Here is a 25,606-nt window from a genome sequence, read left to right on the forward strand (position 1 = left end):
GCAGAGCAGGCAGGAGCTCGGCACGGTCGACGACCGTCACACCCACCCCGTAGCCGCTGAGCACACCTTGAATTTAGGCCAGGGGTACGACAGTTCTGAGGGTTCCGCGGACACCTGACCAGCCACTTCATCCATCGTCTGGCGTCGTCGGCGCACCGCCGTCCCGCGGAGCCGACCCAGGCGCGAGGCCCTGCGCGGAGGTCAGGACGAGGTGGCGCCCAGGCTCCGCCAGCCGCTCACACCGCACCGCCCGTCCCGCACGACCGGCCGAGACACACGACAGGCACGGGCACACACCCGCCTCCCTGCTCCGCCGGCCGACCACACCGTCGTCCCGCACGACCGGCCGAGGCGCACGACCCGTCGGGCACACACCCCCCTGCTCCGCCGGCCGACCACACCGACGCCACCGCCCCCGACGACCGGCCGGGCCGCCCGCACCGCCGTCACCGCCCCGGACGACCGGACGAGGCGCACGACCCGCGCGAGCGTCGGAGGAGGCGGCAGGATGCGGTCATGCCCCGGCTCCGCTGGCCGTCAGCACCGCTCCCGCGCGACGAGCTGGGCGTCGTCGTCCACGGGCCCGTCGTCCTGGCCCGCTCCCCGGGGATCACCGCGGCGCTGCGGTACGTCCTCGCCCACCCCGACGGGCTTCACCTGCCGGTGGTGCTGCGGGCGGAGGGCGTGCAGGCCGAAGCCGCCGGCCGCGAGCTGCACCGCCACCGCGTCACCGCGCCGGCGCAGGGTCCGGCGGTGGCCGCCGACCCGTGGACCGGCCTGCTGGTGACGGTGGACGCGGACGGCGAGCAGCGGACGGCCGACCCCGGCAGGTCGCACAGCTCGGCCCGGTCCGACCCGCGGTCGGACTCGTTCGAGTCCGAGGCCGGCTACTGGATCGGCCGGCTGCCCACCGACGGCCGGCTCCGGCTCACCGTCTCCGGGCCGCAGGCCGGCCTGGCCGAGGCGACCACCGTCCTCGAGCTCGACGACCTGCACGACCTCGCCGACCGCGTCGTCCGGCTGCCCTGACCGTTCAGCGGCCGTGCACCGCACGCGTCGTCCGGCTGCGCTGACCGCTCAGCGGCCGAGCACCGACCGCGTCGTCCGGCTGCCCCAGTCGTTCAGCGGCCGAGCACCGACCGCAGCGCGTCCCGCAGCCACGCGTGGGCCTGCTCCGCCGACGCCGGGGCGCCCGCGTGCCGGGCGGCGACGTGGCAGTCGGGCCGCACGAGCAGCACCCCCGCGTCGCCGATCTCGCGCAGCTCGGCCCACGTGCCGTACGGGTCGTCGTAGGGCAGCCCCGGCCCGATCGGCACCTCGGTGAGCGTCAGCCCCAGCTCCTCCCCCGCCGCCCGGGCCGCGGCCAGCCAGTCCTCGCCGCCCACGCCGGTCACCACGCTGAACGCGCCGTGCCCGACCAGGTCCAGCGTCGACACCCGGTGCCCGGCGCGGGTCACCCAGGTGTGCGGCAGCTTCGCCCCGGGCCAGGTGGTCGGCTGGGCGTACAGCTCCGGGTCCCGGCGGTAGGCCGGCATCGGCGTCCCGTCGGGGACCACGGCACCCGAGACGTAGCGCTGGTTGTGCTCGACGCCGTGCGCGTCGAACTCGTGGGCCTTGTAGGCGATCGCCTCGCGCAGCGCGGCCCGCACCTTCTCCCCCTCGGGCCCGGGCGCCTTGCGCAGCGCGAGCTGGCGGTCCAGTGCGGCGACGTCCGTGGTGTCGGTGAGGTCGAGCGCGGTGAGGATCCGTCCGGTGTCGGCGATGCTCTGGTTGGCCCGCTCGACCACCTGCCGGGCGATCGGTGCCCGCTCGGCGTCGTAGCTGTCCAGCAGCGCGGGACCGGCCGTCCCGGCGACGACCGCGGCGATCTTCCAGGCCAGGTTGTAGGCGTCCTGGATCGAGGTGTTCGACCCCAGCCCGTTCGTCGGCGGGTGCCGGTGCACCGCGTCGCCGACGCAGAACACCCGGCCGCGGGCGATCGTCGTGGCGAAGTGGTGGTTGACCGTCCACGGGGACGCCGACTTCACCGTCATCTCGAAGTCCTCGGTGCCCACCAGCGCCACGGCCAGCTCGCGCACCGCGGCGTCGGTGAACTCCGGCGGGCCGGCGGCGACCTCGTAGCCCCACATGAGCATCCACTCGGTCCAGGGCCTGATCATCCGCAGCACGCCCAGCCCGACGCCCTCCTTCTCCGCGCCCGGCTGGAGCATCCAGTAGAGGACCGAGGGCCGGTGCGCCACCAGGTGCGTGAGGTCGGCCTCGAACACGATGCTCATCGCACCGGCCACCGCGCCCGGCCCCTCGAAGGGCAGCTCCAGGTCGGCGGCCACCCGGCTGCGTGCGCCGTCCGCGCCGATCAGGTACCGCGACCGGACGGCGTACTCGACCCCGGTCAGCCGGTCGCGCAGCGTGGTGGTGACGCCGTCGTCGTCCTGGACGTGCCGCAGGTACTCGGTGTCGAAGCGCACCTTCGCGCCGCGGTCCTGCGCGGCCTTCACCAGCACCGGCTCGGTGATCGTCTGCGGCGCGTCGAGCATCGTGCAGGGGCTGGCCAGCTCGTAGTCGGCGTGCCGCACGGTGTCGGTGCCCCAGGAGGGGATCCGGCCCAGCTCCTCACCGACCAGGCTGGTGCAGAACGTCGTGTTGCCCATCAGCTCCCACGGCGTGGCCAGCGCCAGCAGCGTCTCCTCCACGCCCGCGTCGCGCAGCGTCTCCATCGTGCGCTGGTTGGTGATGTGCGCCCGTGGGGTGTCCGACAGCCGGCCGTACCGGGTGACCACCAGGACGCCGGTCCCGTACGTGGCCAGGAACAGTGCGGACGCCGCCCCGGCCGGCCCCGAGCCGACGACGAGGACGTCGACCTCCACGGTGGGCTGTGGCTGGGCACCTGCTGCGGACATCTGCTCCCCGATCACGTGGCGGTGTCGGGGCGAGGCTCGCGGCCACCCGCTCCTGTGTCAAGGGACACAGTCGGCCGGTGGTCAGGCGAAGAGCACGGGCTCCGCGCGCCGGTCCTGCTTGGACGCGTACATCGCCTGGTCCGCCCGCCGGGTCAGCTCCACGGCGTCCATGCCCGGCTCGGAGCAGGCGACGCCGAGGCTGGCGCTGAGCTCCGCGGCGCCGTCGGTGAGCTGGACCGGGCCCACCAGGGCGTCGCGCACCCGGGTGGCCAGGGCCAGCGCGGCCGCCTGCGAGCCGACGTCCCGGCTCACCACGAGGAACTCGTCCCCGCCCAGCCGGCCGAGGACGTCGTCGTGCCGCAGCGCGCTGCGGATCCGGTCGGCGGCCGCGATCAGCAGCTCGTCGCCGGCGCGGTGGCCGAGCAGGTCGTTGACGGTCTTCAGGTGGTCCAGGTCGAGGAAGACCGCGGCGGCCGGGCGGCCCTGCTCCTCGCGCAGGGTCCGGGCCAGCACCACCATGGTCGAGGCCCGGTTGTGGGCCCCGGTGAGGTCGTCGAAGGTCGCCTGCGCGGTCAGCTCCTCGCGCATCCGCACGCTCTCGGTCACGTCGTTCACGCAGATCAGCACCCCGGGCGCACCCTCCCGGTCGCTGAGCCCGGTGAACGTGACCGAGCAGACCCGGGTCGCGCCCGTGCCGGCGTGCCGCACGGTCAGCTCCATCTCCGTGCCGGCGGCTTCGTCGTCCGCGGTCGCCAGCACGCTGCCCAGGACGGCGGCCACCGCGTCCCGGTCGGCGGGCTGGAGGGCGGCGGCCAGCTCGGCGTGGCCGGTGACCGCCGACAGCCCGAGGATCGCGCCCAGGCGGGCGTTGGCGTAGACCACCCCCAGGTCGGTGTCCAGCTGCAGGATGCCGACCGGCAGCGCCTCGGCGACCCGGTGCAGCAGCTGGGCCTGCCGGCGGGCCTGCTCCTGGGCGGCCATCTCGTCGGAGATGTCGGTCATCTGGGTGGTCACGACCACCTCGGCCGGGTCGTCGGCGGGCTGGTAGACGTTCTCCAGTTCCAGCCACAGCCAGGAGCCGTCGGGCCGGCGGTGCCGCAGCCGCACCCGCTCGCTGTCCCGGCGGGAGAGCAGCTCCAACCAGGCGGACACCGCGCGCTGCTGGTCGTCGGGGTGGACCAGGTCCAGCGACCGGGTGCCGACGAGCTCCTCCGGCGTCCACCCCAGCATCCGGGTCGTCCGCTCGTCGATCGCGGTGAAGTTGGCGAAGGCGTCCTTGCGGACGGTCGCCGTGCGCGGGCGGCGGCCGGCGGACAGCGCGACGTCCGGGGGCACGGTGGCGGCCAGCGGGCCGCCGGCGGACAGGTCGAAGCCGGTCAGCAGCACGCCGTGCAGCTGGCGGGCGTCCAGGAGGACGTGCGGCCGGACGACGTCGGGGTCCCTGCGCAGCCGCGACGCCCCCGTGGCGTACCCCGTGGCGAGCGCCCGCTCGAAGTCCGCGATCGCGGCCGGGGCGTCCGCGGGCACGATCAGGTCCAGCATGGTGCGCATGTCCGGCGGGGCCAGCAGCATGCGCTCGGCGGGCAGCCGCAGGGCCAGCGGCACCGGGACGAGCGTCCCGTCGGCGGTCATGGCGCCGATGAGCAGGTGCTGCTGCGCCACCATCGCGGCGAGCGTGTGCGCGCAGCTCCAGTCGGACGCAGCCTGATCGGTCATGCCCCTCCATCGGCGGGTCGGGTGGTGGACTGCAGGGTGACACGGACGACCCCACTCCCCAGGGTGGGGCCCCACCCCGGGGACGGACGCCGGTCAGGCGCCGGCGACCCGGGGTGCGACCTCGGTGCCCAGCAGCTCGATGCCGCGGAGCAGGTCGGCGTGCGCCAGCCGCGGGTTGGTCATCTGCAGCGAGATGCGGTCGACGCCGCCGAGCTGGCCGGAGATGCGCACCAGCTTCTCAGCCACCGACTCCGGGTCGCCCATGAAGAAGGCGCCGTTCGGCCCGCTGGTGGCGTCGAACTGGGCCCGCGACGGGGCGGCGAACCCGCGCTCGCGGGAGACCTTGGTGAACATCTCGTGCCAGCCCGGGTAGATGGTGTCCGCGGCGGCCTGGCTGCTGTCGGCGACGTAGCCGAACACGTGCAGGCCCACCTGCAGTGCCTCGGGCGCGTGCCCGGCCTGCGCGCCGGCCCGGCGGTAGAGGTCGATCAGCGGGGCGAACTGGCGGGGCTCGCCGCCGATGATCGCGACCATGAGCGGCAGGCCGAGCAGGCCCGCGCGGGCGAAGGACTCCGGGCTGCCGCCGACGCCGACCCAGATCGGCAGCGGGTCCTGCAGCGGCCGCGGGTAGACGCCCTGGCCGGTCAGCGTCGGGCGGTGCCGGCCCGACCAGGTGACCCGCTCGGAGTCGCGCAGCTTCAGCAGCAGGTCCAGCTTCTCGGTGAACAGGGTGTCGTAGTCGCCCAGGGAGAGCCCGAACAGCGGGAACGCCTCGGTGAACGAGCCGCGCCCGACGACCAGGTCGATGCGGCCCTTGCTGATCAGGTCCAACGTGGCGAACTCCTGGAACACCCGCACCGGGTCCGCGGCGCTGAGCACGGTGACCGCGCTGCCCAGCCGGATCCGGGACGTGCGGGCCGCGGCGGCGGCGAGGAGCACCGCGGGCGCGGAGTCGTAGTACTCGGGCCGGTGGTGCTCACCGATGCCGAAGGAGTACAGGCCCACCTGGTCGGCGAGGGCGATCTCCTCCAGCAGGTGCTCGATCCGCTCCTCGGGCCCGATGAGCCGCTCGGTGGTCGGATCGGTCACGGCCGAGACGAAGCTGTCGACGCCGATGTGCACGGGGTGCCTCCCAGGTGACGGACGCCGACGGAAGGTCGTTCGACGTTCAACCACCAGTGAACCAGGTCGACAGGCCCTCTGCGGCGTGCAGCCCCGTGGGCGGGGACACTCGGGGCGTGACCGAACTGGCAGTGCACTGGGCAGGCATCAACTGGGCGGGCAACTACCGCTACGGCGCGACGGAGCTGCACCGGCCGGGTTCCCTGGCCCAGCTGCAGGAGCTCGTGGCCCGTACCCCGCACGTGCACGTGCTGGGCTCGCGACACTCCTTCAACGGCGTCTCCGACTCCCCCGAGCTCATCTCGCTCGAGGACATGACCGACCCGGGCACGGTCGTCGTCTCCCCCGACCGGCGCACCGTGACCCTGGACGCCGGCATGCGCTACGGCGAGCTGACCGAGGTGCTGCACCGGGAGGGCCTGGCCCTGCACAACCTGGCCTCGCTGCCGCACATCTCGGTGGCCGGCGCGGTCGCCACCGCCACGCACGGCTCCGGGGTGGGCAACCGCAACCTGGCCGCCGCCGTGGCCGGGGTCGAGATCGTCACCTCCGACGGCGAGCTGGTGCGTGCCGCCCGCGGGGACGCCGACTTCGCCGGCATGGTCGTCGGCATGGGCGCCCTGGGCGTGCTGACCCGGGTCACCCTCGACGTCGAGCCGGAGTTCTCCGTCGCGCAGCGGGTGTTCGACCACCTGCCCTGGGACGCGTTGTTCGAGAACTTCGAGGAGATCGTCTCCGCCGGGTACAGCGTCAGCCTCTTCACCCTCTTCGGCGGCGACGTCGACATGGTCTGGGTGAAGTCGCGCACCGACGGCCCGGCCGCCCCCGAGGAGATGTTCGGCGCCCGCGCCGCGGACGGCGAGCGGCACCCCATCCCCGGCATCGACCCGACGCCGGCCACCCCTCAGCTGGACGACGCCGGCCTGTGGTCCGACCGCCTGCCGCACTTCCGGATGGGCTTCACCCCCAGCAACGGCGACGAGATCCAGACCGAGTACCTGCTCCCCCGCAGCCAGGCCGTCGCCGGGCTGCAGGCGCTGTTGCGGCTCGGGACGGCGATCCGGCCGCTGCTGCAGACGTGCGAGATCCGGACCATCGCCGCCGACGACCTCTGGATGAGCACCGCCCACGGCGTGGACTCGGTGGCCTTCCACTTCACCTGGGTGCAGGACCAGCCCGCCGTCGAGCACCTGCTGGTCGACCTCGAGGCCGCGCTGCTGCCGCTGGGTGCCCGCCCGCACTGGGGCAAGGTCTTCCTCGCCGACGCCGCGACCCTGGCCCCGCGCTACCCCCACCACGGCGACTTCGTGTCCCTGGTCGAGCGGATGGACCCCCGCGGCGCCTTCCGCAACACCTGGCTGGAGCGCAACGTCCTGGGCTGAGCGCCGGGAGGGGACGGCGGTAACACGGTCATGACGCCGCCGTCCCCCCACCGAGACGTGCCGCGGGCACGCTGCCGGCATGAGCGTCACGGACCTGACCCCGCCCGCCGTCTTCTCCGGGATCGTCGGCGCCGAGCGGGTGATCCCCGGCGGGCCGGCCGCCAGCGCCTGGCTGCGCGACTTCTCCTGGTACTCCCCCGTGCTGGAGAACGCCCTCGCCGACACCACCGTCGACGCGGTGCTGCGCCCGGAGACCGTCGACCAGCTCCGGGAGTGCGTCGCGGCCGCGGCCGGGCTGCGGATCCCGGTCACCCTGCGCGGGGCCGGCACCGGCAACTACGGGCAGTCGCTGCCGCTGCAGTCCGGCGTCGTCATCGACGTCCGGGACGTCGCCGGTGTGCTGGCCGTCACCGAGGGGCGGATCGCCGTCCTGCCCGGCACGGTGATGAAGGACGCCGAGGCCGCCGCGCGGGCCACCGGCCAGGAGCTCGCGGTCATGCCCAGCACCTACCGGATCTCCACCGCCTCGGGGTTCGTCTCCGGCGGCTCGGGCGGCATCGGCGGCGCCGCGCACGGCGACCTGTGGGACGACAACGTGCTGGCCGTCGAGCTGCTCACCGTCGAGGAGACCCCGCGCACGGTCCGGCTCGAGGGCGACGACGTCCGCCCGGTGCTGCACACCTACGGCACCATCGGCGTCCTCACCCGGATCGAGTTCCGGCTGGTGCCCGCGCACGACTACACCCCGGTGGTCGTCGCCTTCCCCGACCTGCCCGCCCTGGCCGGCTTCGCCCACGACCTGGTGTCCGGTGACCTGCACGTGCGGCTGTGCTCGGTGCACGAGGCGGCCGGCGCGGCGATGCTCACCCCGATCACCGCCCTCTACGAGCCCGGGGAGGACGTCGCCCTGCTGTGGGCCGACACGGCCCAGCTGCCCGAGCTCGAGGCGGCGGCCACCGCCGCCGGCGGACGCATGATCGAGTGGACGGTCAAGCCGCACATCAGCCAGTTCCCGTTCAGCCACTCGATCCTGTGGTCGCGGAAGGCGGCACCGTCGTCGTCCTGGCTGCAGTGCGAGTACGCCAGCGACCGGGCGGAGTTCCTCGGCCAGGTCGCCGCGCTGCGGGATGCCTACCCCGGGGTGTTCCTGCAGCACATCGAGGTCATCACCTCGGCCGGCCGCACCCGGCCGATGGGCATCACGCCGCTGGTCGGGCTGCCCGACCACGAGCAGGCGCTGGAGGAGCTCATCACCTTCTGCCGGGCGCTGGGCATGACGGTGCTCAACCCGCACAGCTACGTCGTCGAGGAGGGCGGCTTCGTCGGCGACACCGCGCAGGTGGTGGCGCTGAAGACCACCAGCGACCCCTACGGCTTGCTCAACCCGGGCAAGCTGGGCGACAGCTTCTTCACCTCCCGCGGCCTCACCCCGCCCAGCGCCCGGGCCGCGTCCCGCTGAGCCGATCCACCGTCGTCCTGGTCCGTCCTCCGGCCGCGGCGCAGGCGGGTCAACCCGGCTGAGACAGGGTCGAGCCGCGTGCGCACGCGGCTCGACCCCCGCTGGTCCGGGTCGACCCGCGGGGGCTGACGTCGAGCCGTGCCGTGGCGCGGCTCGACGTCCGGTGGCGCGGGTCGACTCGCGCGAGCGTCAGGCTGTGGGCGGGCGCGGGTCGAACCTCGCCACCTCGGCCAGCGCCTCGCCGAGGTAGGTGACCATGCCGGCGGCGCGCTGCTCGCCGTACTCGGCGGTCGCGCCGCTGGCGTCGCCGATCACGCCGGCGGGGCCGAAGTCGTCCGAGGACCAGCCGAAGCTCACCGAGCCGCCGAACCGCACGTGCCGGTAGGCGTCCAGGTGCTCGGGCACCCAGCGGGCGGCCTGGCTCATGTCGACCAGCTCCGGGCGCAGGTGCAGCATCAGCGACGTCTCGTCCATCCCGCCGTGCACGCCCATGCCCAGCTCGCCCGCGGGGCTCTGGCCGCCCTGGTCGGCCGGGGGCCGCGGGTGCACGGTGAAGGTGCGCAGCCCGGTCTCCAGCCGGATGTCGCGGGCGGCGACCTGCAGCAGCGCGGAGTTGCCGCCGTGGCCGTTGAGGAACACCAGCCGCCGGGCCGGGGTGCGGGCGAGGCTGCGGCCCAGGTCGTGCAGCACCGCGGTCAGCGTCGCCGCCGACAGCCAGAAGGTGCCCGCCGACCAGGCGTGCTCGTTGGACTTCGTGTACGCCAGCGGCGGGAGCAGCCACAGGTCCAGCTCCTCGCCGAACTGCGCGACGGCACGCTCGGCGATCGAGGCCGCGGTGATCAGGTCGGTGGCCACCGGCAGGTGCGGGCCGTGCTGCTCGATCGCGCCGACCGGCAGCACCACCACGCTGTCCGGGCCGAGGGCCTCGACCAGGGCCGGTGCGGACAGGTCGGTGAGGAGTCGCGTGGTCACGGTGCCGGACGCTAGGCAGCCGGCGTTGCGGCCAGGTGACGACGGCGTGCCGTGGCGACACCTGGGTGGAACACGGCCCTGCCAGGGTCGTGGGGTGCTGATCGTGCGCGGGGCCCGGGTGGTGGTGACCGGCGAGACCGAGCTGACCGGCGCCGACGTCGTCTGCTCCGACGACGGGCTCGTGACAGCCGCCGCGGAGCCCGGCGCGGAGGTGCTGGACGCGACCGGCTGCGTGGTCACCCCGGGCCTGGTCAACGCCCATCACCACCTGCTGCAGACCGCGTTCCGCACCCTGCCGGGCACCCGCGGCGTGCCGATGGCGCAGTGGCTGCCGACGATGGCCACCGCGTACGCCGCGGTCGGCGTGGACGACGAGCTGGCGCACGCTGCGGCGTCGGCAGGGCTGGCCGAGGCGCTGCTGTGCGGGGTGACCACGGTCGCCGACCACCACCTCACCTGGCCCGCCGACCTGCCGGACGACGGCGTCGGGATCGCCACCGCCGCCGCCACCGCGGCCCGCGAGCTGGGTGCCCGGCTGGTGTTCGTCCGCGGGTCCGCGCGCGACGACCCGCAGGACGCCGCCGCCTCCGCCGAGGCGGTCGCGACCGCGCTGGTGCCGCCCGGCGGGGTGACCGAGGACGGCGCGCTGCAGGTCGCGGTCGGCCCGGCCGGGGTGCACAGCGACGCCCCGGAGACGTTCACGCTGCTGGCCGAGGTGGCCGCCCGGCACGGGCTGCGCCGGCGCACCCAGGCCAACGAGCAGGTCGACGTGGTGGTCGCGGCCGAGCGATACGGACGCCGTCCGCTGGAGCTGCTCGACGAGTGGGGCTGGCTGGCCCCCGACGTCACCCTCGCCCACTTGTGCGCGGTCACCGCCGCCGAGGTCGCCCGGCTGGCCACCACGGGCGTCACCGCGACCCACGCCCCGGGCTGCGACCTGCCGATGGGGTGGGGCGTGGCGCCGATGGCCGCGCTGGCCGACGCCGGCGTCCCGGTCGGGCTGGGCACCAGCGGGGGCGGATCGAACGACGCCGGGCACCTGCTGGCCGACGCGCGGCTGGCCCTGCAGGTCGCCCCGCTCGCCGGGCGGCCGGTCAGCGCCCGCGAGGTGCTGGGCTGGGCCACCCGTGGCTCGGCCGACGGGCTGGGCCGCGCCGACCTCGGCCGGCTGACCGTCGGGGCGCGGGCCGACCTGGTCTGCTGGGACGTCACCGGCGTCGCCGACACCGGCGTGGCCGACCCGGTCGCCGGGCTGCTCTGGGCCTCACCGGGCCGGCGCCCCCGGCACGTGGTCGTCGGCGGGCGGGTGGTGGTCCGCGACGGCGTCCTGCAGACCCGGCCCGAGGCCGACGTCGTCGCCGGGCTCACCGGTCTGCTGGGGCGGCGGCGGTGAGCGGCCCGCTGACCGGGGCGGTGCTGGACCACGTCGGCACCGAGGAGGCCGACGTCGACGCCCGGGTCGCCTTCCTCGTCGACACCCTCGGCTTCCGGGTGCTGCGCTGGGGCACCCACGTGGTCACCGGCCGGCGCATCGTGATGCTCGCCGACCCCGCCGGCACGAAGCTCGAGCTCATGGAGGTCGCCGAGCGCACCGGGGAGCTGGACCACGTCGGCTACCGGGTGGCCGACGTCGACGCCGCGCACGCCGCGCTGCTGGCGGCAGGCTGCACCGAGGTGCGGGCACCGTTCGAGATCGCCGCCGCGCACGCCCGCTCGTCACTGGTCCGGGAGGCGGCCGGGCACCAGCTGCAGCTCATCCGCTACGCGCCCGGCTCGCCGGACATGCCGGGAACCTGAGCGCAACGGAGCGGCAACGTCGTCCCGGCACCGTCGGGCCGTGACCCGCCTCCTCGTGCAGAACGCCGTCCTGCTGACCTGCGACCCCGCCCGGCCCGACCCGTTCCGCGGCTGGTTCACCGTGGACGACGACGGCCGGCTCGCCGCGGTCGAGCCCGGCGACCCGCCGGCCGGGACGACGGCCGGCGAGGTGCTCGACGTCGACGGCGCGCTGGTCGGGCCGGGGTTCGTCTCCGCGCACAGCCACCTGTTCACCTCCGGCTTCCGCGGCATCGCGAAGGACGAGTCGCTGTACGGCTGGCTGGAGGTGATGCTCGGCTACACCGCCGCCGCCGACGCCGAGGACGTCTACTGGATGACCCGGCACGGGGCGCAGGACTTCCTCCGCAACGGCGTCACCACCGCCTACGACTTCACCGACACCGGCCTGACGTTCGAGAAGGAGTCCGCCGGCGTCTCCCGCTACGCGGCGACGCTGCCCGAGACCGCGTACCAGCACGCGCAGCTGCGGGCCAAGGTCGACGCCGGCCTGCGGCACGTGCACAGCGTGATGCTCGCCCAGGGCGACGTCCCGGCCCGCGAGACGTTGGCCCAGCTGGACGAGGTGGTCGCCGCCGCTGCCGGTGCCGACCCGGCGCTGCACCTCGGGCTGGCGCTCAGCGGCACCGTGCAGTGGGCCGACAGCCGGGACGCCGCCGCCCTGGAGGTGACCGCGATGCGCCGGCACGGGCTGCTCAACCAGCCGCACTTCCTGGAGACCCCGCACGAGGTGGAGCTGCAGCGGTCGAAGTTCGACTGGTACGCCGACGCCGGTGCGCTCGGCCCGGACCTGGTGTTCGGCCACTTCATCCAGACCACCGACGAGATCATCGCCCGCGCCGCCGCGGCCGGCTGCGGGATGAGCTGGCAGCCGATGAGCAACGGCCGGCTGGCCTCGGGCGTGGCCGCCGTCCCGCAGATGCGCGAGCTGGGCATGCGGGTCGGGATGGGCCTGGACGACCAGTCCTGCACCGACGTCAGCGACCCGTTCAGCAACATGCGCACCGGCCTGGCGCTGCAGCGGGCCACCCACCGCGACCCCCGGGCGCTGCCGGTGCGCGACGTGCTGGAGCTGCACACCCGCGGCTCGGCCGAGGTGCTCGGCATCGACGACCGGGTCGGCAGCCTGCGGGTCGGGCGGTACGCGGACTTCCTGGTGGTCGACCCGCGCGACCCGGACACCGGGCCGGTCTGGGACGCGGTCGGCACCTACGTGCTGGCCTGCTCGCTGCGCAACCTGCAGCAGGTGCGGGTCGGCGGCCGGCTCGTGGCGGCGGGCTCCCGCCTGACCGACCCCTCGGCCGGCGAGGTGTCCGGCCAGCTGCACGAGCGGATGGCCCGCATCCGCCGCGACGTCGACGGCGCCTGACCGGCGCGGGCGGTGACGGCACTGCGCCGGCGACCCCTGTGGGTCGCCGGCGCAGGGTCGGTCAGGCCCCCGTGCAGGGCCCCGCCACGAGCGTGCACGTGGTGGGGGGCACGGGGGTCCTTCCTCAGCCCAGGGCGATGGACGGGTCGAGGAACTCGTTGGTGGCGATGTCCTCGGGCGTCAGGCCCGCCTTGGGCGCGGTGCCCTGCTCGGTGAAGATCGGCGTCGTCTGCTCGATGAGCGTCTGCAGCCGGGCGGTGTCGAAGGAGCCGTGCGTGCCGTCGGTGCCGTTGCCGACGATCTCCAGCTCGGACATGGTCTGCGCCGAGTACTCGGCGACGGCCTCGGAGTACTGCCAGCCGGTGTCGTACTCGGTGACCAGCTCGACGATCAGCGCGTTGGTGTCACCGGGGTCGGCCACGTAGTCCAGGTCCGCCTGCTGCATGACCGGGATCAGCGCCTCGAGGCAGCCCGAGAGCTCCTCGACCTTGTCACCGCGCACCGACAGCGAGGAGGCGTAGACCTGGAACCCGGCGTCGTGGATGAGCTGGTACTCCACCGGCTTGCCCCAGGCGTCGACCTCGTTCTCGTAGATGAACGGCTCGGCGCTGGCGTAGCCCTGCTGGGCGTCCGCACCGCCGGAGGCGACGAACGCCGCCGGGGTGCCGTCGTAGCCGCCGTCGAGCTGGCTCTCCTTGAGCACCCCGGAGCCGACCAGGTAGTCCATGTAGGCCGAGCCCTCGAAGTACCGGACGATCGTGTCGGTCTTGCCGAGGTCGGCGATCGTCGTGACGTCGGGGTGGGTCGCCGGGTCCCACATGATCATCTGCGGCGACTTGTCGAGCTGGGCCAGCACGCCGACGGTGGGCTGGGTGTCCGAGAGCTGGATGGCCTCGTCGGTGTCGACGTAGCCCAGGGTGATCGCGTCGTCGGTGTACATCTGCGCGGTGACCGCCTGGAAGCCGATGGCCGGCCCGCCCGAGCGGATCTCCACCTGGACGCCGGTGCTCGCACCCTCGCCGTCGACCAGGTTGCCGCGCACCGACTTCGACCCGGCGTCGATCGTCGGGTCGGGGCCGAGCAGCTGGTAGATGCCGCCGTGCTCGGCCTCGGGGTTCCAGTCGGTCTGGATGACCACGGTCGCGGGACAGCCGGCCGCGGCGAGGTCGGTGCCACCGGCCTCGGCGCTGGGGGCAGCGGCCGCGGCCGGGGCCTCCTCGCCGCCGCAGGCGGCCAGGCTGAGGACGGACATGCTCACGGCCGCGAGGCCGATCGTGGTGCGGATCCTGCGCACTCGGTCTCCTTGGGTGGGGCGGTGGGTGGAACGGGGGCGTGCGGCACCGACCGGGCTGCCTCGGGCAGCCGGCTGGTGCGGTTCGGGGGTGTGGTGGCGCGGGGTCCGGCGCGGGGCGCCGGGAGGTCCTCCCGCTACGAGGCGTCGACGCTCTGGTCGTACCAGCGGCCGACGGCGAGCCTGCCCAGCCAGCCGAAGAGGGCGAAGACGGCGAACCCGAGGGCAGCGGCGACGAGGATGGTGGCGAACAGCTCCGCGCCCTGGATGCGGTTGCGGAAGTTGTCCAGCACGATCCCGAGCCCGGCCTGGCCCTGCTTGAAGAAGACGTCGCCGACGATCGCGCCGACCACCGACAGCCCGGCGGAGATGCGGAACCCGGCGAAGATGGCCGGCATCGCCGCGGGCAGCTGCAGCTTCAGCAGCCGCGTCGTCCGGCTGGCGCCGTGCAGGTCGAACAGCTCGTGCATCCCGCGGTCGACCGACTGCAGCCCGAACAGCGTGTTCGACACGATCGGGAACAGCGAGATGAGCACGCAGACGATGACCCGGGCCGGGAAGCCGTAGCCGAACCAGAAGGCGATCAGCGGCACCAGCGCCAGGATCGGGATGCACTGCAGCGCCACCGCGTAGGGGAACAGCGAGCGCTCGGCCACCTTGGCCTGGCTCATCAGCACGGCCCACGCCATGCCGATGACGATCGCGATGGCCAGCCCGGTGAAGGTGACCTTCACCGTCTGCGCCAGGGCCTCGCCGATGCGCTCCATGGTGGGCCCGTCGCCGAAGGCGGCGAGGACGTCCTGCGGCGGCGGCATGAGGAAGCGCTTGCTCGGCTCGAGCACCAGGTAGGTGATGGCGTACCAGAGGCCGATGAGCGCGGCGAAGACCGCCAGCGGCGCGGCCCACCGGGTGACCCCGGCGCCGCGGCGGCGGACCAGCGGCGCGGTGCCACCGGTGCCCAGTGCCGGGACGGCGGCGGGCGCCTCGGGCACGGTGGTGGTCACGGTGGTGGTCACGGCGGTCTCCTCGGGGGAACGGGTGCGGGCCGGGGCGCTCACGAGTGACCTGCCCGCAGCGCGTGGGAGACCTGCCCGGACAGCGCGGCGAACTCCGGGGTGAACCTCAGCTCCGGCGTCCGGTCGGCACCGAAGGGCACCTCGAAGGTGTCCACGACGTGGCCGGGCCGCCCGCTCATCACCAGCACCTTCGTGGACAGGTAGACGGCCTCGCTCACCGAGTGGGTGATGAACAGCGCGCCGAAGCCCTTGGCCTGGAAGAGCCGGATGAGCTCGTCGTTGAGGCGCTCGCGGGTGATCTCGTCGAGCGCCCCGAAGGGCTCGTCGAAGAGGAAGAGGTCGGGGTCCAGGGTGAGCGAGCGGGCCAGCGAGGCGCGCATCCGCATGCCGCCGGACAGCGCCCGCGGCAGCTTCTTCTCGTGCCCCTTCAGGCCGACCAGCTCCAGGGCGTCGCGGGCGGCCTGGTCGGTGGCGGTCTTGCTCATCCCGTGCAGCTCGGCGAGCAGCTGCACGTTCTTGAGCACCGAGCGCCAGGGCAGCAGCGTGGCGTCCTGGAAGACGTAGCCGATCCGTGCGGCGTCCATCTCGGCGGTGCCGGAGGTGGCCGGCGAGAGCCCGGAGGCGATCCGCAGCAGGGTGCTCTTGCCGCAGCCCGACGGGCCGACCACGGTGACGAACTCCCCGCGGTGGACGTCGAGGTCGACGCCCTCGAGGGCGACGGTGCCGTCGGGGAAGGCCTTGGCGACGTCCCGGAAGTGCAGGACGCGGGCGCCGGTGCCGGCCGCGGGGACGCTGGGCGCTGGTGCGCTCACGGGCAGCTCCGAGGGTGGGATCGGTTGCGGACGAGTGCCACCCTGGGTGTCCGTTGTTTCCGTTGCGTGTGCCGTCGGTGAACGCCGCGCACCGGGCATCACGAGTTCGTCACGCCCCCGCCACGACCGTCCGCGTGACCGAGCTGCGGGCGACGACGCGCCCCCGGGAGACGACGACGCGGGCGGTGGCGGCCCCCGCGACGGCGGCGTCCAGGCTCTCCGCCTCCAGCGCCAGGAACTCCGCGACCGAGCCCACGGTGAGCGCGGGCACCGGCAGCCCCATGCACCCCCGCGCGCCAGCGCTGACCGCGTGCCAGGCCTCCCGGGTCGACAGGTGCCCGGCGCTGACCAGCAGCGAGGCGGCCTCGCAGGCGTCGGCCCGGCCCATCGGGTTGAACGGGTCGCGCAGGTTGTCCCCGCCGCCGGCGACGGTGGCCCCGGCGTCGAGCAGGGTGCGCACCGCGGTCAGCCCGCGCGGCGGGGCGACGCCTGCGTCCCGGCCCTGCAGGAAGAGGTTGGTCTGCGGCAGCGCGACCACCCCGACACCGGCCCGGGCGACCTCGGCCGCGGTCGAGCGGGCCACCTCCAGCGGGTGCACGCCCAGGCTGACGCAGTGCCCGGCGGTCACGCCGTGGTCGAACCCGGTGGCGGTGACCCGGCGGGCCAGGTCGCGCAGCCCGGTCGCGGTGGGGTCCAGCGTCTCGTCGGTGTGCAGGTCCAGCGGCAGGCCGGCCCGGACGGCGGCGTCGAAGGAGGTGTCCAGCCCGGCCGTCCGGTCGCCCCACAGGTGCGGCACCCCGCCCACGACGTCGGCGCCGGCGTCGATCGCCTCGGCGAGCAGCCGCGGGGTGGCCGCGGCCTCCAGCTCCGTCCACGGTGCCGAGAGCAGCGCCACGACCTGGACGTCGACCAGCCCGGCGAGCGCGTCGCGCACCTGCACCAGCGCGCGCAGGTGCCGGGTGCCGGCGTGCGCGCCGACGTCGGCGTGGGTGCGGATCGCCGTCGTGCCGTTGGCCAGGTACTCGTGAGCGGCGCGGGTGGCCCGCTCGACCAGGTCCTCGTGGGTGAAGTCGGCGGCGATCGCCCGGATCGCGGTGATCGCCCCGGCCAGGTCGCCGGTCGGGTTGGGCACCCGGTGGCTGGTGAGCGCCTTGTCCAGGTGCGCGTGCGGCTCGGCCGGGGCCGGCAGCAGCCAGTGCCCGGCGAGGTCGACCACCTCCTCCCCCGGCTGCGGCACCAGCGACGGGGCCACCTCGGTGACCCGGCCGGCGGCGGTGCGGACGTCGGCCCGGGCGCCGTCGAGGTCGGTCGCCCCCTGCAGCAGCAGGCTCACAGGTCGAGCACCAGGCGCGGCCCGGCGGCGCGGGACACGCACACCATCATCACCACGTCCTCGGCCTGCTCGGCGGGGGTGAGCACCGAGTCGCGGTGCTCGACCGCGCCCTCCAGCACCGGGGTCTCGCAGGTGCCGCAGGTGCCGACCCGGCAGGAGGAGAGCACGACGACGCCCTCGGCGGCCACCGCGTCCAGCACCGACTGCCCCGGCTCGACCGTCACCGTCGTCCCGGACAGCGCCAGCTCCACCTCGAACGGGTCGGGCCACACGGGCTCACCGAACTCCCGCGCCTCGAACCGCTCGGCGTGCAGCGCCGCGGGCGGCCAGTCGGCGAGGGTCTCCTCGACGGCGTCGATGAGCCGGGTCGGGCCGCAGACGTAGACCGCGGTGTCGGTGCGCGGCTGCGCCAGCAGCGCCCGGACGTCGAGCCGGGCGCCCTCGTCGGCGGCGTGCACGGTGACCCGGTCCGGGTGGGCGGCGGTCAGCTCGGCGACGAAGGCCATGGTGGCGCGCGAGCGGCCGGCGTAGTCCAGCGTCCAGTCCGCGCCCGCGGCCTCGGCGGTGGCGACCATCGCCTGCAGCGCGGTGATGCCGATGCCGCCGGCGACGAAGCGGTACCGGGTGCCCGGGGTGACCTCGAAGGCGAAGTGGTTGCGCGGGCCGCGCACCCGCAGCCGCTGGCCCGCCACCACCTCCTCGTGCAGCCGCACCGAGCCGCCGCGGCCGGCGTCCTCGCGGAGGACGGCGATCCGCCAGCGGGAGCGGTCGTGCAGGTCCCCGCACAGCGAGTACTGCCGCTCGACGCCGGGGGCCAGCAGCACGTCGACGTGCGAGCCGGGGGTCCAGGCGGGCAGGTCGCGGCCGTTGTGGGAGACCAGGTCCAGGGCGAGGACGCCGTCGGCCAGCGGGGTCCGGGCGGCGACGACGAGGTCGCGTTCGACGTCGGAGAAGAAGCTCACCCGGCCGATCCTGTACTCCCGATCGGCGCTGCGAACGAGTGACGCGGAGAGGTCACACGGACGTAACCGGCCGCGGTTACCAACGCACCGTGACCCTCTCCGTCTCCCCGCCGAGTGCCGCCGCCGTCGCCGACCTGGCCGCCGAGCTCGCCGTCCTGCTGGGCGACCGCAACGTCTCCACCGAGCTCCGGGCCCGCGAACGAGCCTCGGTCGACGGGGCGTGGATGAGCCCGATCATCAGCGAGCAACTGCCGCTGGGGCTGGCCGACCTGGTCGCGTACCCGACCACTGCCGAGCAGATCGGCGAGGCCGTCGCGGCCGCCGTCCGGCGCGGGGTGCCGGTCACCCCGCGCGGCAAGGGCACCGGCAACTACGGCCAGGCCATCCCGATGTCTGGCGGGCTGGTGCTGGACACGTCCCGCGCGCGGGCGGTGGTCGAGGTCGGCGACGGGTGGGTCACCGCCGAGGCCGGGGCGCCGATGGTCGCCCTGGAGCGCGCCGCCGGGGCGACGGGTCAGCAGCTGTGGATGTACCCCTCGACCGCGCAGTCCTCGATCGGCGGCTTCCTGTCCGGCGGGTCCGGGGGCACCGGCACGATCGCGCACGGCAGCAACGACGCCGGCTTCGTCCTCGCCCTGGACGTCGTGCACGCCACCGGGTCACCGGACCTGGTGCACGTCGAGGGCGAGGAGGCGATGCGGTTCGTGCACAACTACGGCACCGCCGGGGTCATCGCCCGGGCGACCGTGCGGCTGGAGCCGCTGCAGGACTGGCGCGGGGTCTGGGCCAGCTTCCCCGACTTCGGCGGCCCGCTGTCGGTGCTCCGTGAGATCGGCCGGCTGCAGCCGCTCCCCCGGCTGGTCTCCGCCGACACCCCCGAGGTCACCGCCACGCTGCCCGAGGACCCGGCGCTGCCCGACGGCCGGGCCAGCCTGCGGGTGATCGCCGACGCGGCCACCGTCGACGCCGTCCGGGCGCTGGTCGAGGGCGCCGGCGGCCGGGTCGAGGACGTCCGGGAGGGCGCGCAGGTGCCGCTCGCGCTGAGCGTGCTCAGCTACAACCACCCCATCGAGTGGCTGCAGAAGAGCGCGCCGGGCGTGTACTTCCACGTCGAGGTCGGCGGGGACGCACTCGTCGAGCGGATCGAGGAGGTGCACGCGGTCTACGAGGGCGGGCTGCTGCACATCGAGGCCGGCCACACCGTGCCGATCGGGATGCTCGCCGGGGTCTACCGCAGCCCCGAGCAGGTCTACGCCGGCATCGAGGCGCTCAACGCCCTCGGCGTCAGCGTGCACGACCCGCACCAGTGGAACGTCGACTTCCAGCTGGGCCGCACCCTGGAGACCGCGCGGGTCACCGACCCGCAGGGGCTGCTCAACCCCGGCAAGCTCAACGCCGACTACGCCGGTCCCACCAAGGGCGCCATCCGGTGACCGCCCCCGGTTGGGCCGTGCACGACGACGGCGGCCCGCCCGCGGACCCGTTCGCGCTGGCCCGCGCCTGGCTGCCCGAGGACGCCGACCCCGACCGGCCGCGGGTGACGCTGTCGACGGTGGGCACCGACGGCTACCCCGACGCCCGCACCGTGCTGCTGTCGGCGTTCGACGACACCGGGTTCGCCTTCCACACCTCGGCGGCCAGCCGCAAGGTCGCCGAGCTCACCGCCGTGCCGCGGGCGACGCTGACGGTGCTGTGGCCGGACTGGACCCGCCAGCTGGTGGTCCGCGGCGACGTCGTCGCCGACTCCCCCGAGCGGTCGGCAGCGGCCTGGGGCGCCCGCTCGGAGCACCTGCGCCGGCTCGCCTGGGCCAACACCGACGAGCTGGCCGACCTCGACCTGGCCCGGCGGCTGGAGGCGTGGGCCGCGCAGCAGGTGCCGGGGCAGGCCGACTCGTGGGTCGGCTACCGGGTGCAGCCGCACGAGATGACCTTCTGGGCGGCGCACCCCGAGGCCCCCAGCCGCCGGGTGCAGTACACCCGCACCCCCGACGGCTGGACCGGGCGGTACCGCGCCGGCTGATCCGCCGTCCTCCGGGGCCGTGTTCGCGAACACGGCCCGGGAGGACGGGCGGGTCAGACGCCGGTGCCGAGGTCGGCGGGGTCGGCGTTGGCGCCGCAGACCACCACCCCGACTCGCTCCCCCGCCGCCGGCACGTAGGCACCGGACAGCAGCGCCGCCAGCGCGGTCGCGCCACCGGGCTCGGCGGCGACGTGCAGGTCCTGCCAGAGCAGGTGCCGGGCGGCCCGGACGGCGTCGGTGTCGACCAGCACCGCCTGCACCCCGGTGGCCCGCGCCGTGGCGAACCCGTGACCGCCGATCCGCCGGGCGCCGAGGGCGTCCGAGGCCAGCCCGCCGACCTCGACGTCCACCGGGCGACCGGCGGCGAGCGCCGCGGACATCGTCGCCGTCCCGTGGGTCTCGACGGAGACGACCCGGACGGCGCCCGCGTAGTGGGCGGCGATCCCGCCGATCAGCCCGCCGCCGCCGGTGGCCACCAGCACGGTGTCCAGCTCCGGTGCCTGCTCGGCCAGCTCGCGGGCCACGGTGCCCTGCCCGGCGACGACGTCCCGGTCGTCGTAGGCGTGCACGTACAGCGCACCGGGCTCCGCCGCCCGGGCGCTGCTGGCCGCGGCGGCCTCGGCGTAGGAGGAGCCGGCCAGCACGACCGCCGCACCCCGCTGGCGGATGCCGGCGATCTTCACCGGCGGGGCCGTCGTCGGCACGTAGACCTCGGCCGGGACGCCGAGCTCGCGGGCGGCGTGGGCGACCGCCAGGCCGTGGTTGCCGCCCGAGGCGGTGACCACCAGCCCGGGCAGCTCGGGGGCGGCGAGCAGCCGGTTGAGCGCGCCGCGGGCCTTGAAGGACCCGGTGTGCTGCAGCTGCTCCAGCTTGAGCACCACGGGGAACCGTCCGCCGTCCAGCGGGACCTCCCAGGCGACCGTGGGGGTGCGCCGCACCCGCCCACCGAGCCGGCGCCCCGCCGCCTCGACCTCTGCCCGGGTCACCGGTGCGGGCAGGGTCGGGTCCTCGGCTGTCACGCCGGGGAGGCTAGTTCCCCGGCGAGGCCGGGTGCGTGGACGGCGGCCGATGTGGGCACCGCGCCCACCATGGACGACGCCAAGAACCCCGCTGACGGACCCTACGAGGACGACCCCGAGCTCGGCGGCTCGCCGTACAGCCTCCGTGACCCCGACGCCATGGACGACCCCGAGGCCGACGCCGAGGCCGACCTGGCGGCCGACATGGAGGACGGTCACGCCACCTGAGTCCCGCACCACCGGGAGACCACCGGGAAGATCCTGACCTCCCGCGGTGCTGACCGGGCCGGACGGGCGACCTGACCGGCGCCCGTCCCGGCACGGTCGTGCCAAAGACCGCGGAGGGACCGAGATGGGCTGGCTGCTCGACGCACACGTGCACGTCCTGGGTGCCGACATCCTGTGGCGGGAGATCATCGGCAACGGGATCGGGCTGGCCAGCGCGGTGCTGGGGATGAACCGGCGGACGGCGGCCTGGCCGGTCGGCATGATCGCCAACGCGCTGCTGTTCACCGTCTTCCTCGGCGGGGTGTTCGCCACCCCGCAGGACACCGACCTCTACGGGCAGGCCGGCCGCCAGGTGCTGTTCTTCACCGTGAGCGCCTACGGCTGGTGGCGCTGGCACGCCAACGGCGCCGCCGGCTCCGGCGCACCCGCGGTCGAGCCGCGCTGGGCCACCGGCCGGGAGCGGCTGACCCTGCTCGCCGCCACCGCTGTCGGGCTCGCGGTGGCCTGGTGGGCGCTGACCCGGCTGGGCAGCTTCGGCCCGCTCGCCGACGCGTGGATCTTCGTCGGCAGCATGCTCGCCACCTACGGCATGGCCCGCGGCTACGTGGAGTTCTGGCTGGTGTGGGTGGCCGTCGACGTCGTCGGCGTCCCGCTGCTGCTGCGCGCCGGCTACTACCCCTCGGCGCTGCTCTACGTCGTCTACGGCGTCTTCTGCGTGGTGGGCTTCCGGGCCTGGCTGCGCCTGCGGCGCGCCCCGCAGCCGGCCACCGACCCGCAGCTGGAGGCGATCGGCTGACCGCCGGGCCGGGCAGGTGGTCCCTGCCCGGCCCGGTGCTCAGTTGCCGCTGGCGAAGGCGGAGTCGAAGGACGCCGCCGGCGGGTCGAAGGCCAGCCGGCGCACGAACTCCAGCGCCTCCGGGGCACCCACGAGCCGGTCCATCCCGGCGTCCTCCCACTCCACGGAGATGGGCCCGGCGTAGCCGATCGTGTTCAGCATCCGGAAGCAGGCCTCCCACGGGACGTCGCCGTGCCCGGTGGAGACGAAGTCCCAGCCGCGGCGCGGGTCGGCCCAGGGCAGGTGCGACCCCATCCGGCCGTTGCGGCCGTTGCCGACCTGCTTCTTCGCGTCCTTGCAGTCGACGTGGTAGATCCGGTCCTTGAAGTCCCAGAGGAACCCGACCGGGTCCAGGTCCTGCCAGACGAAGTGGGACGGGTCCCAGTTCAGCCCGAACGCCTCCCGGTGCCCGATCGCCTCCAGGGTGCGGACCGTCGTCCAGTAGTCGTAGGCGATCTCGCTCGGGTGCACCTCGTGGGCGAACTTCACGCCCACCTCGTCGAAGACGTCGAGCACCGGGTTCCACCGGTCGGCGAAGTCGGCGTAGCCGGCCTCGACCATCGAGTCCGGGACCGGCGGGAACATCGCCACCGTCTTCCAGATGCTCGACCCGGTGAACCCGACGACGACGTCGACGCCCAGTGCCCGGGCGGCGCGCGCGGTCGCCTTCATCTCCTCCGCGGCCCGCTGCCGGACGCCCTCGGGGTCACCGTCCCCCCAGACCCGCGGGTGCACCATGCCGCGGTGCCGCTCGTCGATCGGGTCGTCGCAGACGGCCTGGCCGTTGAGGTGGTTGGAGATGGCGAACACCTGCAGGCCGTGCTGCTCGAGCAGGTCGAGCCGGCCCTTGGCGTAGGCGTCGTCCTCCGCGGCCCGGACGACGTCGAGGTGGTCGCCCCAGCAGGCGATCTCCAGGCCGTCGTAGCCCCAGCCCGACGCCAGCCGGCACACCTCCTCGAACGGCAGGTCGGCCCACTGGCCGGTGAACAGGGTGACGGGGCGGGGCATCAGTTCTCCCTCGTGATCGGTGTCCAGGTGGAGCGGTCGGCGGCGCTGCGCTCGACGGCGTCCAGCACGCGCTGCACCGCCAGCCCGTCGGCGAAGGAGGGCGTCGGCTGCTCACCGGCCGCCAGCGCGGTCACCAGGTCCACGACCTGGTGGGTGAAGCCGTGCTCGTAGCCCAGCCCGTGCCCGGCCGGCCACCAGGCGCCGATGTAGGGGTGCTCGGGCTCGGTGACCACGATCCGCCGGAAGCCCGCGGTCTCCGCCGACTCGCTGCCGTCGTAGAAGTGCAGGACGTTCATGTCCTCGAAGTCGAAGGCCAGGCTGCCGGCCGACCCGTTGACCTCGATGCGGATGGCGTTCTTGCGGCCCAGGGCGAACCGGGTCGCCTCGAACGTGGCCAGCGCGCCGCCGGAGAACCGGCCGAGGAAGACCGCGGCGTCGTCGACGGTGACCTCGCCCATCCCCTCCCCGCCGACCCCGCCGAGGGCCCCGGTGCTGGCCGGCAGCGGGCGCTTGCGGACGAAGGTCTCCAGCACCGCGCTGACGCCGGTGAGCGTCTCGCCGGTCATGAACTGGGTGAGGTCGACGATGTGCGCGCCGATGTCGCCCAGCGCGCCGGAGCCCGCCTTGTCCTTCTCCAGCCGCCACGACATCGGGGCGGCCGGGTCGGCGATCCAGTCCTGCAGGTACTGCGCGCGGACGTGCCGCACCTGCCCGATCCGGCCCTCGGCGACCAGCCGGGCGGCCAGCGCGACCGCCGGCACCCGCCGGTAGGTGAAGCCGACCATCGCCCGCACCCCGGAGGCAGCGGCCTCGGCGGCGGCGGCGGTCATCGCCTCGGCCTCGGCCACGGAGTTGGCCAGCGGCTTCTCGCACAGCACGTGCTTGCCGGCCCGCAGTGCGGCGATGGCGATCTCGGCGTGGCTGTCGCCGGGGGTGCAGATGTCGACCAGGTCGACGTCGTCCCGCTCGACGAGCCGACGCCAGTCGGTCTCGGTGTCCGTCCAGCCCAGCCGGTCGGCCGCCGCGGCGACGCCGGCGGCGTCCCGGCCGCCGAGCACGGTGAGCTCGGGTCGGAGGGGGAGGTCGAAGAAGCGGGGCGCGGTGCGCCACGCCTGGGAGTGCGCCACGCCCATGAAGGCGTAGCCGATCATGCCGACGCGCAGCGGCGGCCGGGAAGCTGAGGTCATCTCGAGGAGCTCCAGGGGAGAGTGGCCGGGTACCGCGGATGCCCCCGCGGTACCCGGCCGGCCGGTCAGGACTCGAACGCGCTGTCGAGGTACTGGTCGACGTTGTCCTTGGTGACGACCGGGGCGTTGAGCACGATCTGGCGCGGGATCTCCACCTGCACCAGGTCCGACAGGCGCTTGCCCTGCGCGATCAGCCGGGCCAGCCGGACGCCGTCGGCGGCCTGGGTGGAGGGGTAGATGACCGTGGCCTTCAGCACCGAGTCGTCGGCCTGGATGCTGCGCATGGCGTTGGCCGAGCCGGCGCCGCCCACCATGAAGAACTCGCTGCGGCCGGCGTTGTTGATCGCGGCCAGGACGCCGACGCCCTGGTCGTCGTCGTGGTTCCAGATGGCGTCGATCTGCGGGGCGGCCTGCAGCAGGTTCGCCGCGACCTCCTCGCCGGACTCCACGGTGAACTCCGCGGCGACCCGGTTGTCGACGTCCAGCCCGCAGTCGGCGAGGGCGTCGGCGAAGCCCTTGCTGCGGTCCTGGGTCAGGGGCAGGGAGTCGATGCCGGCGATCTCGGCGACGATGGCGTCGGGCTTGTCGGCGAGCTGCGAGCAGACGTAGGTGCCGGCCGAGACGCCCATGCCGTAGTTGTCGCCGAGCACGGTGGCGCGGGCGGCGAACGGGCTGGAGAACTCACGGTCGACGTTGATCACCGGGATGCCGGCCTCCATCGCCTTCAGCGCCACCGGGGTCATCGCCGCGCCGTCGAAGGGCAGCAGCACGATCGCGTCGACGCCGTCGTTGATGAACGTCTCGACCTGGCTGATCTGGGCGCCGACGTCGTTGGTGCCCTCGGCGACCACCAGCTCGACGTCCTCGTAGCGCTCGTCCTCGGCGCGGGCGGCCTCGGTGATGCCGGCCATCCAGCCGTGGTCGGCCGCCGGGGCGGAGAACCCGATCCGGACGGTCTCACCGGGGTCGTCGTTGGCGGTGGCGGCCTGGCCGCCGCCGCTGGCGGCGGCCGCGACGGGCTCGGGGGTGTTGCCGGTGCACCCGCTGACCAGGGCCGTGGCCCCGACCGCACAGACGGCGGTGGTCATCGAACGGCGGAACCGGCGCTGCTTCGTTGCAGACATGGTCTCTCCTCGGGA

The 25,606-nt window shown here is 74.6% G+C and carries 23 protein-coding genes; 10 read left to right on the forward strand and 13 right to left on the reverse strand.

All coding sequences use genetic code 11. The annotated features are described in order from the left end of the window. Nucleotides 1-516 precede the first annotated feature (516 nt). Nucleotides 517-1,029, forward strand: a complete 513-nt coding sequence (locus O2W14_RS09405; RefSeq protein WP_269175822.1) for a hypothetical protein — start codon at nt 517-519, stop codon at nt 1,027-1,029. 92 nt (nt 1,030-1,121) lie between these two features. On the opposite strand, the gene O2W14_RS09410 is transcribed toward O2W14_RS09405, so the two are convergent. The 3 genes from O2W14_RS09410 to O2W14_RS09420 all read right to left on the reverse strand — a co-directional run bounded on the left by O2W14_RS09410 (nt 1,122) and on the right by O2W14_RS09420 (nt 5,792). Further along, nucleotides 1,122-2,900: an FAD-dependent oxidoreductase gene (locus tag O2W14_RS09410; protein ID WP_269175823.1), complete on the reverse strand. Its 1,779-nt coding sequence runs from the start codon at nt 2,898-2,900 to the stop codon at nt 1,122-1,124. Nucleotides 2,901-2,981: 81 nt separating this feature from the next. Then, nucleotides 2,982-4,616, reverse strand: coding sequence for a GGDEF domain-containing protein (locus tag O2W14_RS09415; protein ID WP_269175824.1), 1,635 nt, complete (start codon nt 4,614-4,616; stop codon nt 2,982-2,984). 93 nt (nt 4,617-4,709) lie between these two features. Beyond that, nucleotides 4,710-5,792, reverse strand: a complete 1,083-nt coding sequence (locus O2W14_RS09420; protein WP_331253585.1) for an Atu2307/SP_0267 family LLM class monooxygenase — start codon at nt 5,790-5,792, stop codon at nt 4,710-4,712. A gap of 62 nt (nt 5,793-5,854) precedes the next feature. Here O2W14_RS09420 and O2W14_RS09425 point away from each other — a divergent pair, with 62 nt between their 5' ends. Together O2W14_RS09425 and O2W14_RS09430 are read left to right on the forward strand one after the other, a co-directional pair. Further along, a complete protein-coding gene (locus O2W14_RS09425) occupies nt 5,855-7,120 on the forward strand; it encodes a D-arabinono-1,4-lactone oxidase (protein ID WP_269175826.1) in 1,266 nt (421 codons plus the stop codon). A 79-nt stretch (nt 7,121-7,199) separates the two neighbouring features. Further along, nucleotides 7,200-8,579, forward strand: a complete 1,380-nt coding sequence (locus tag O2W14_RS09430; protein ID WP_269175827.1) for an FAD-binding oxidoreductase — start codon at nt 7,200-7,202, stop codon at nt 8,577-8,579. Between the two features lie 189 nt (nt 8,580-8,768). Here O2W14_RS09430 and O2W14_RS09435 read toward each other — a convergent pair whose 3' ends face one another. After that, a complete protein-coding gene (locus tag O2W14_RS09435; protein ID WP_269175828.1) occupies nt 8,769-9,551 on the reverse strand; it encodes a creatininase family protein in 783 nt (260 codons plus the stop codon). Nucleotides 9,552-9,645: 94 nt separating this feature from the next. Between O2W14_RS09435 and O2W14_RS09440 the strand changes: the two genes are divergently transcribed. The 3 genes from O2W14_RS09440 to O2W14_RS09450 are packed head-to-tail and all read left to right on the forward strand — an operon-like array spanning nt 9,646 to nt 12,756. Beyond that, nucleotides 9,646-10,944, forward strand: a complete 1,299-nt coding sequence (locus tag O2W14_RS09440; RefSeq protein WP_269175829.1) for an amidohydrolase family protein — start codon at nt 9,646-9,648, stop codon at nt 10,942-10,944. Further along, nucleotides 10,941-11,348 carry a VOC family protein gene (locus O2W14_RS09445; RefSeq protein WP_269175830.1) on the forward strand — a complete coding sequence of 136 codons (408 nt, stop codon included), beginning with the start codon at nt 10,941-10,943 and terminating at the stop codon, nt 11,346-11,348. The genes O2W14_RS09440 and O2W14_RS09445 overlap by 4 nt, the downstream gene beginning before the upstream one ends. A gap of 40 nt (nt 11,349-11,388) precedes the next feature. Next, nucleotides 11,389-12,756, forward strand: coding sequence for an amidohydrolase family protein (locus O2W14_RS09450; protein ID WP_269175831.1), 1,368 nt, complete (start codon nt 11,389-11,391; stop codon nt 12,754-12,756). Nucleotides 12,757-12,880: 124 nt separating this feature from the next. Here the strand turns inward: O2W14_RS09450 and O2W14_RS09455 are convergent, their stop codons facing one another. From O2W14_RS09455 to O2W14_RS09475, 5 genes are all read right to left on the reverse strand, one after another. After that, nucleotides 12,881-14,050 (reverse strand): ABC transporter substrate-binding protein, encoded by a 1,170-nt coding sequence (locus O2W14_RS09455; RefSeq protein ID WP_269175832.1) that lies wholly within the window; start codon nt 14,048-14,050, stop codon nt 12,881-12,883. Between the two features lie 134 nt (nt 14,051-14,184). Beyond that, nucleotides 14,185-15,063 carry an ABC transporter permease gene (locus O2W14_RS09460; protein ID WP_269175833.1) on the reverse strand — a complete coding sequence of 293 codons (879 nt, stop codon included), beginning with the start codon at nt 15,061-15,063 and terminating at the stop codon, nt 14,185-14,187. A gap of 38 nt (nt 15,064-15,101) precedes the next feature. Beyond that, on the reverse strand, nt 15,102-15,875 hold the full coding sequence (locus O2W14_RS09465; protein WP_269175834.1) for an ABC transporter ATP-binding protein: 774 nt from the start codon (nt 15,873-15,875) through the stop codon (nt 15,102-15,104). A 109-nt stretch (nt 15,876-15,984) separates the two neighbouring features. Beyond that, nucleotides 15,985-17,208: an amidohydrolase family protein gene (locus tag O2W14_RS09470; protein ID WP_269175835.1), complete on the reverse strand. Its 1,224-nt coding sequence runs from the start codon at nt 17,206-17,208 to the stop codon at nt 15,985-15,987. Then, nucleotides 17,205-18,170, reverse strand: a complete 966-nt coding sequence (locus O2W14_RS09475; protein ID WP_269175836.1) for a PDR/VanB family oxidoreductase — start codon at nt 18,168-18,170, stop codon at nt 17,205-17,207. The genes O2W14_RS09470 and O2W14_RS09475 overlap by 4 nt, the downstream gene beginning before the upstream one ends. A gap of 89 nt (nt 18,171-18,259) precedes the next feature. Here O2W14_RS09475 and O2W14_RS09480 point away from each other — a divergent pair, with 89 nt between their 5' ends. Then, complete coding sequence (locus tag O2W14_RS09480; RefSeq protein WP_269175837.1) at nt 18,260-19,603, forward strand: FAD-binding oxidoreductase; 1,344 nt, start codon at nt 18,260-18,262, stop codon at nt 19,601-19,603. Next, nucleotides 19,600-20,190 (forward strand): pyridoxine/pyridoxamine 5'-phosphate oxidase, encoded by a 591-nt coding sequence (locus O2W14_RS09485; protein ID WP_269175838.1) that lies wholly within the window; start codon nt 19,600-19,602, stop codon nt 20,188-20,190. The genes O2W14_RS09480 and O2W14_RS09485 overlap by 4 nt, the downstream gene beginning before the upstream one ends. 53 nt (nt 20,191-20,243) lie before the next feature. Here the strand turns inward: O2W14_RS09485 and O2W14_RS09490 are convergent, their stop codons facing one another. Next, nucleotides 20,244-21,209: a serine/threonine dehydratase gene (locus O2W14_RS09490; RefSeq protein WP_269175839.1), complete on the reverse strand. Its 966-nt coding sequence runs from the start codon at nt 21,207-21,209 to the stop codon at nt 20,244-20,246. Between the two features lie 69 nt (nt 21,210-21,278). Between O2W14_RS09490 and O2W14_RS09495 the strand changes: the two genes are divergently transcribed. Together O2W14_RS09495 and pnuC are read left to right on the forward strand one after the other, a co-directional pair. Next, nucleotides 21,279-21,437 (forward strand): hypothetical protein, encoded by a 159-nt coding sequence (locus tag O2W14_RS09495; RefSeq protein ID WP_269175840.1) that lies wholly within the window; start codon nt 21,279-21,281, stop codon nt 21,435-21,437. Between the two features lie 124 nt (nt 21,438-21,561). Next, the gene (gene pnuC / locus O2W14_RS09500) at nt 21,562-22,233 is read left to right on the forward strand and encodes a nicotinamide riboside transporter PnuC (RefSeq protein ID WP_269175841.1); all 672 of its coding nucleotides are present in this window, start codon (nt 21,562-21,564) and stop codon (nt 22,231-22,233) included. Nucleotides 22,234-22,272: 39 nt separating this feature from the next. Here the strand turns inward: pnuC and O2W14_RS09505 are convergent, their stop codons facing one another. The 3 genes from O2W14_RS09505 to O2W14_RS09515 form a co-directional block, all read right to left on the reverse strand. After that, nucleotides 22,273-23,280 carry a sugar phosphate isomerase/epimerase family protein gene (locus O2W14_RS09505; RefSeq protein WP_269175842.1) on the reverse strand — a complete coding sequence of 336 codons (1,008 nt, stop codon included), beginning with the start codon at nt 23,278-23,280 and terminating at the stop codon, nt 22,273-22,275. Then, a complete protein-coding gene (locus O2W14_RS09510) occupies nt 23,280-24,467 on the reverse strand; it encodes a Gfo/Idh/MocA family protein (RefSeq protein ID WP_269175843.1) in 1,188 nt (395 codons plus the stop codon). The genes O2W14_RS09505 and O2W14_RS09510 overlap by 1 nt, the downstream gene beginning before the upstream one ends. A gap of 65 nt (nt 24,468-24,532) precedes the next feature. Next, nucleotides 24,533-25,591 carry a substrate-binding domain-containing protein gene (locus tag O2W14_RS09515; RefSeq protein ID WP_269175844.1) on the reverse strand — a complete coding sequence of 353 codons (1,059 nt, stop codon included), beginning with the start codon at nt 25,589-25,591 and terminating at the stop codon, nt 24,533-24,535. Nucleotides 25,592-25,606 lie beyond the last annotated feature (15 nt).

Source organism: Modestobacter sp. VKM Ac-2986, assembly GCF_026967795.1.
In the GTDB taxonomy this organism is placed as follows: Bacteria; Actinomycetota; Actinomycetes; order Mycobacteriales; family Geodermatophilaceae; genus Modestobacter.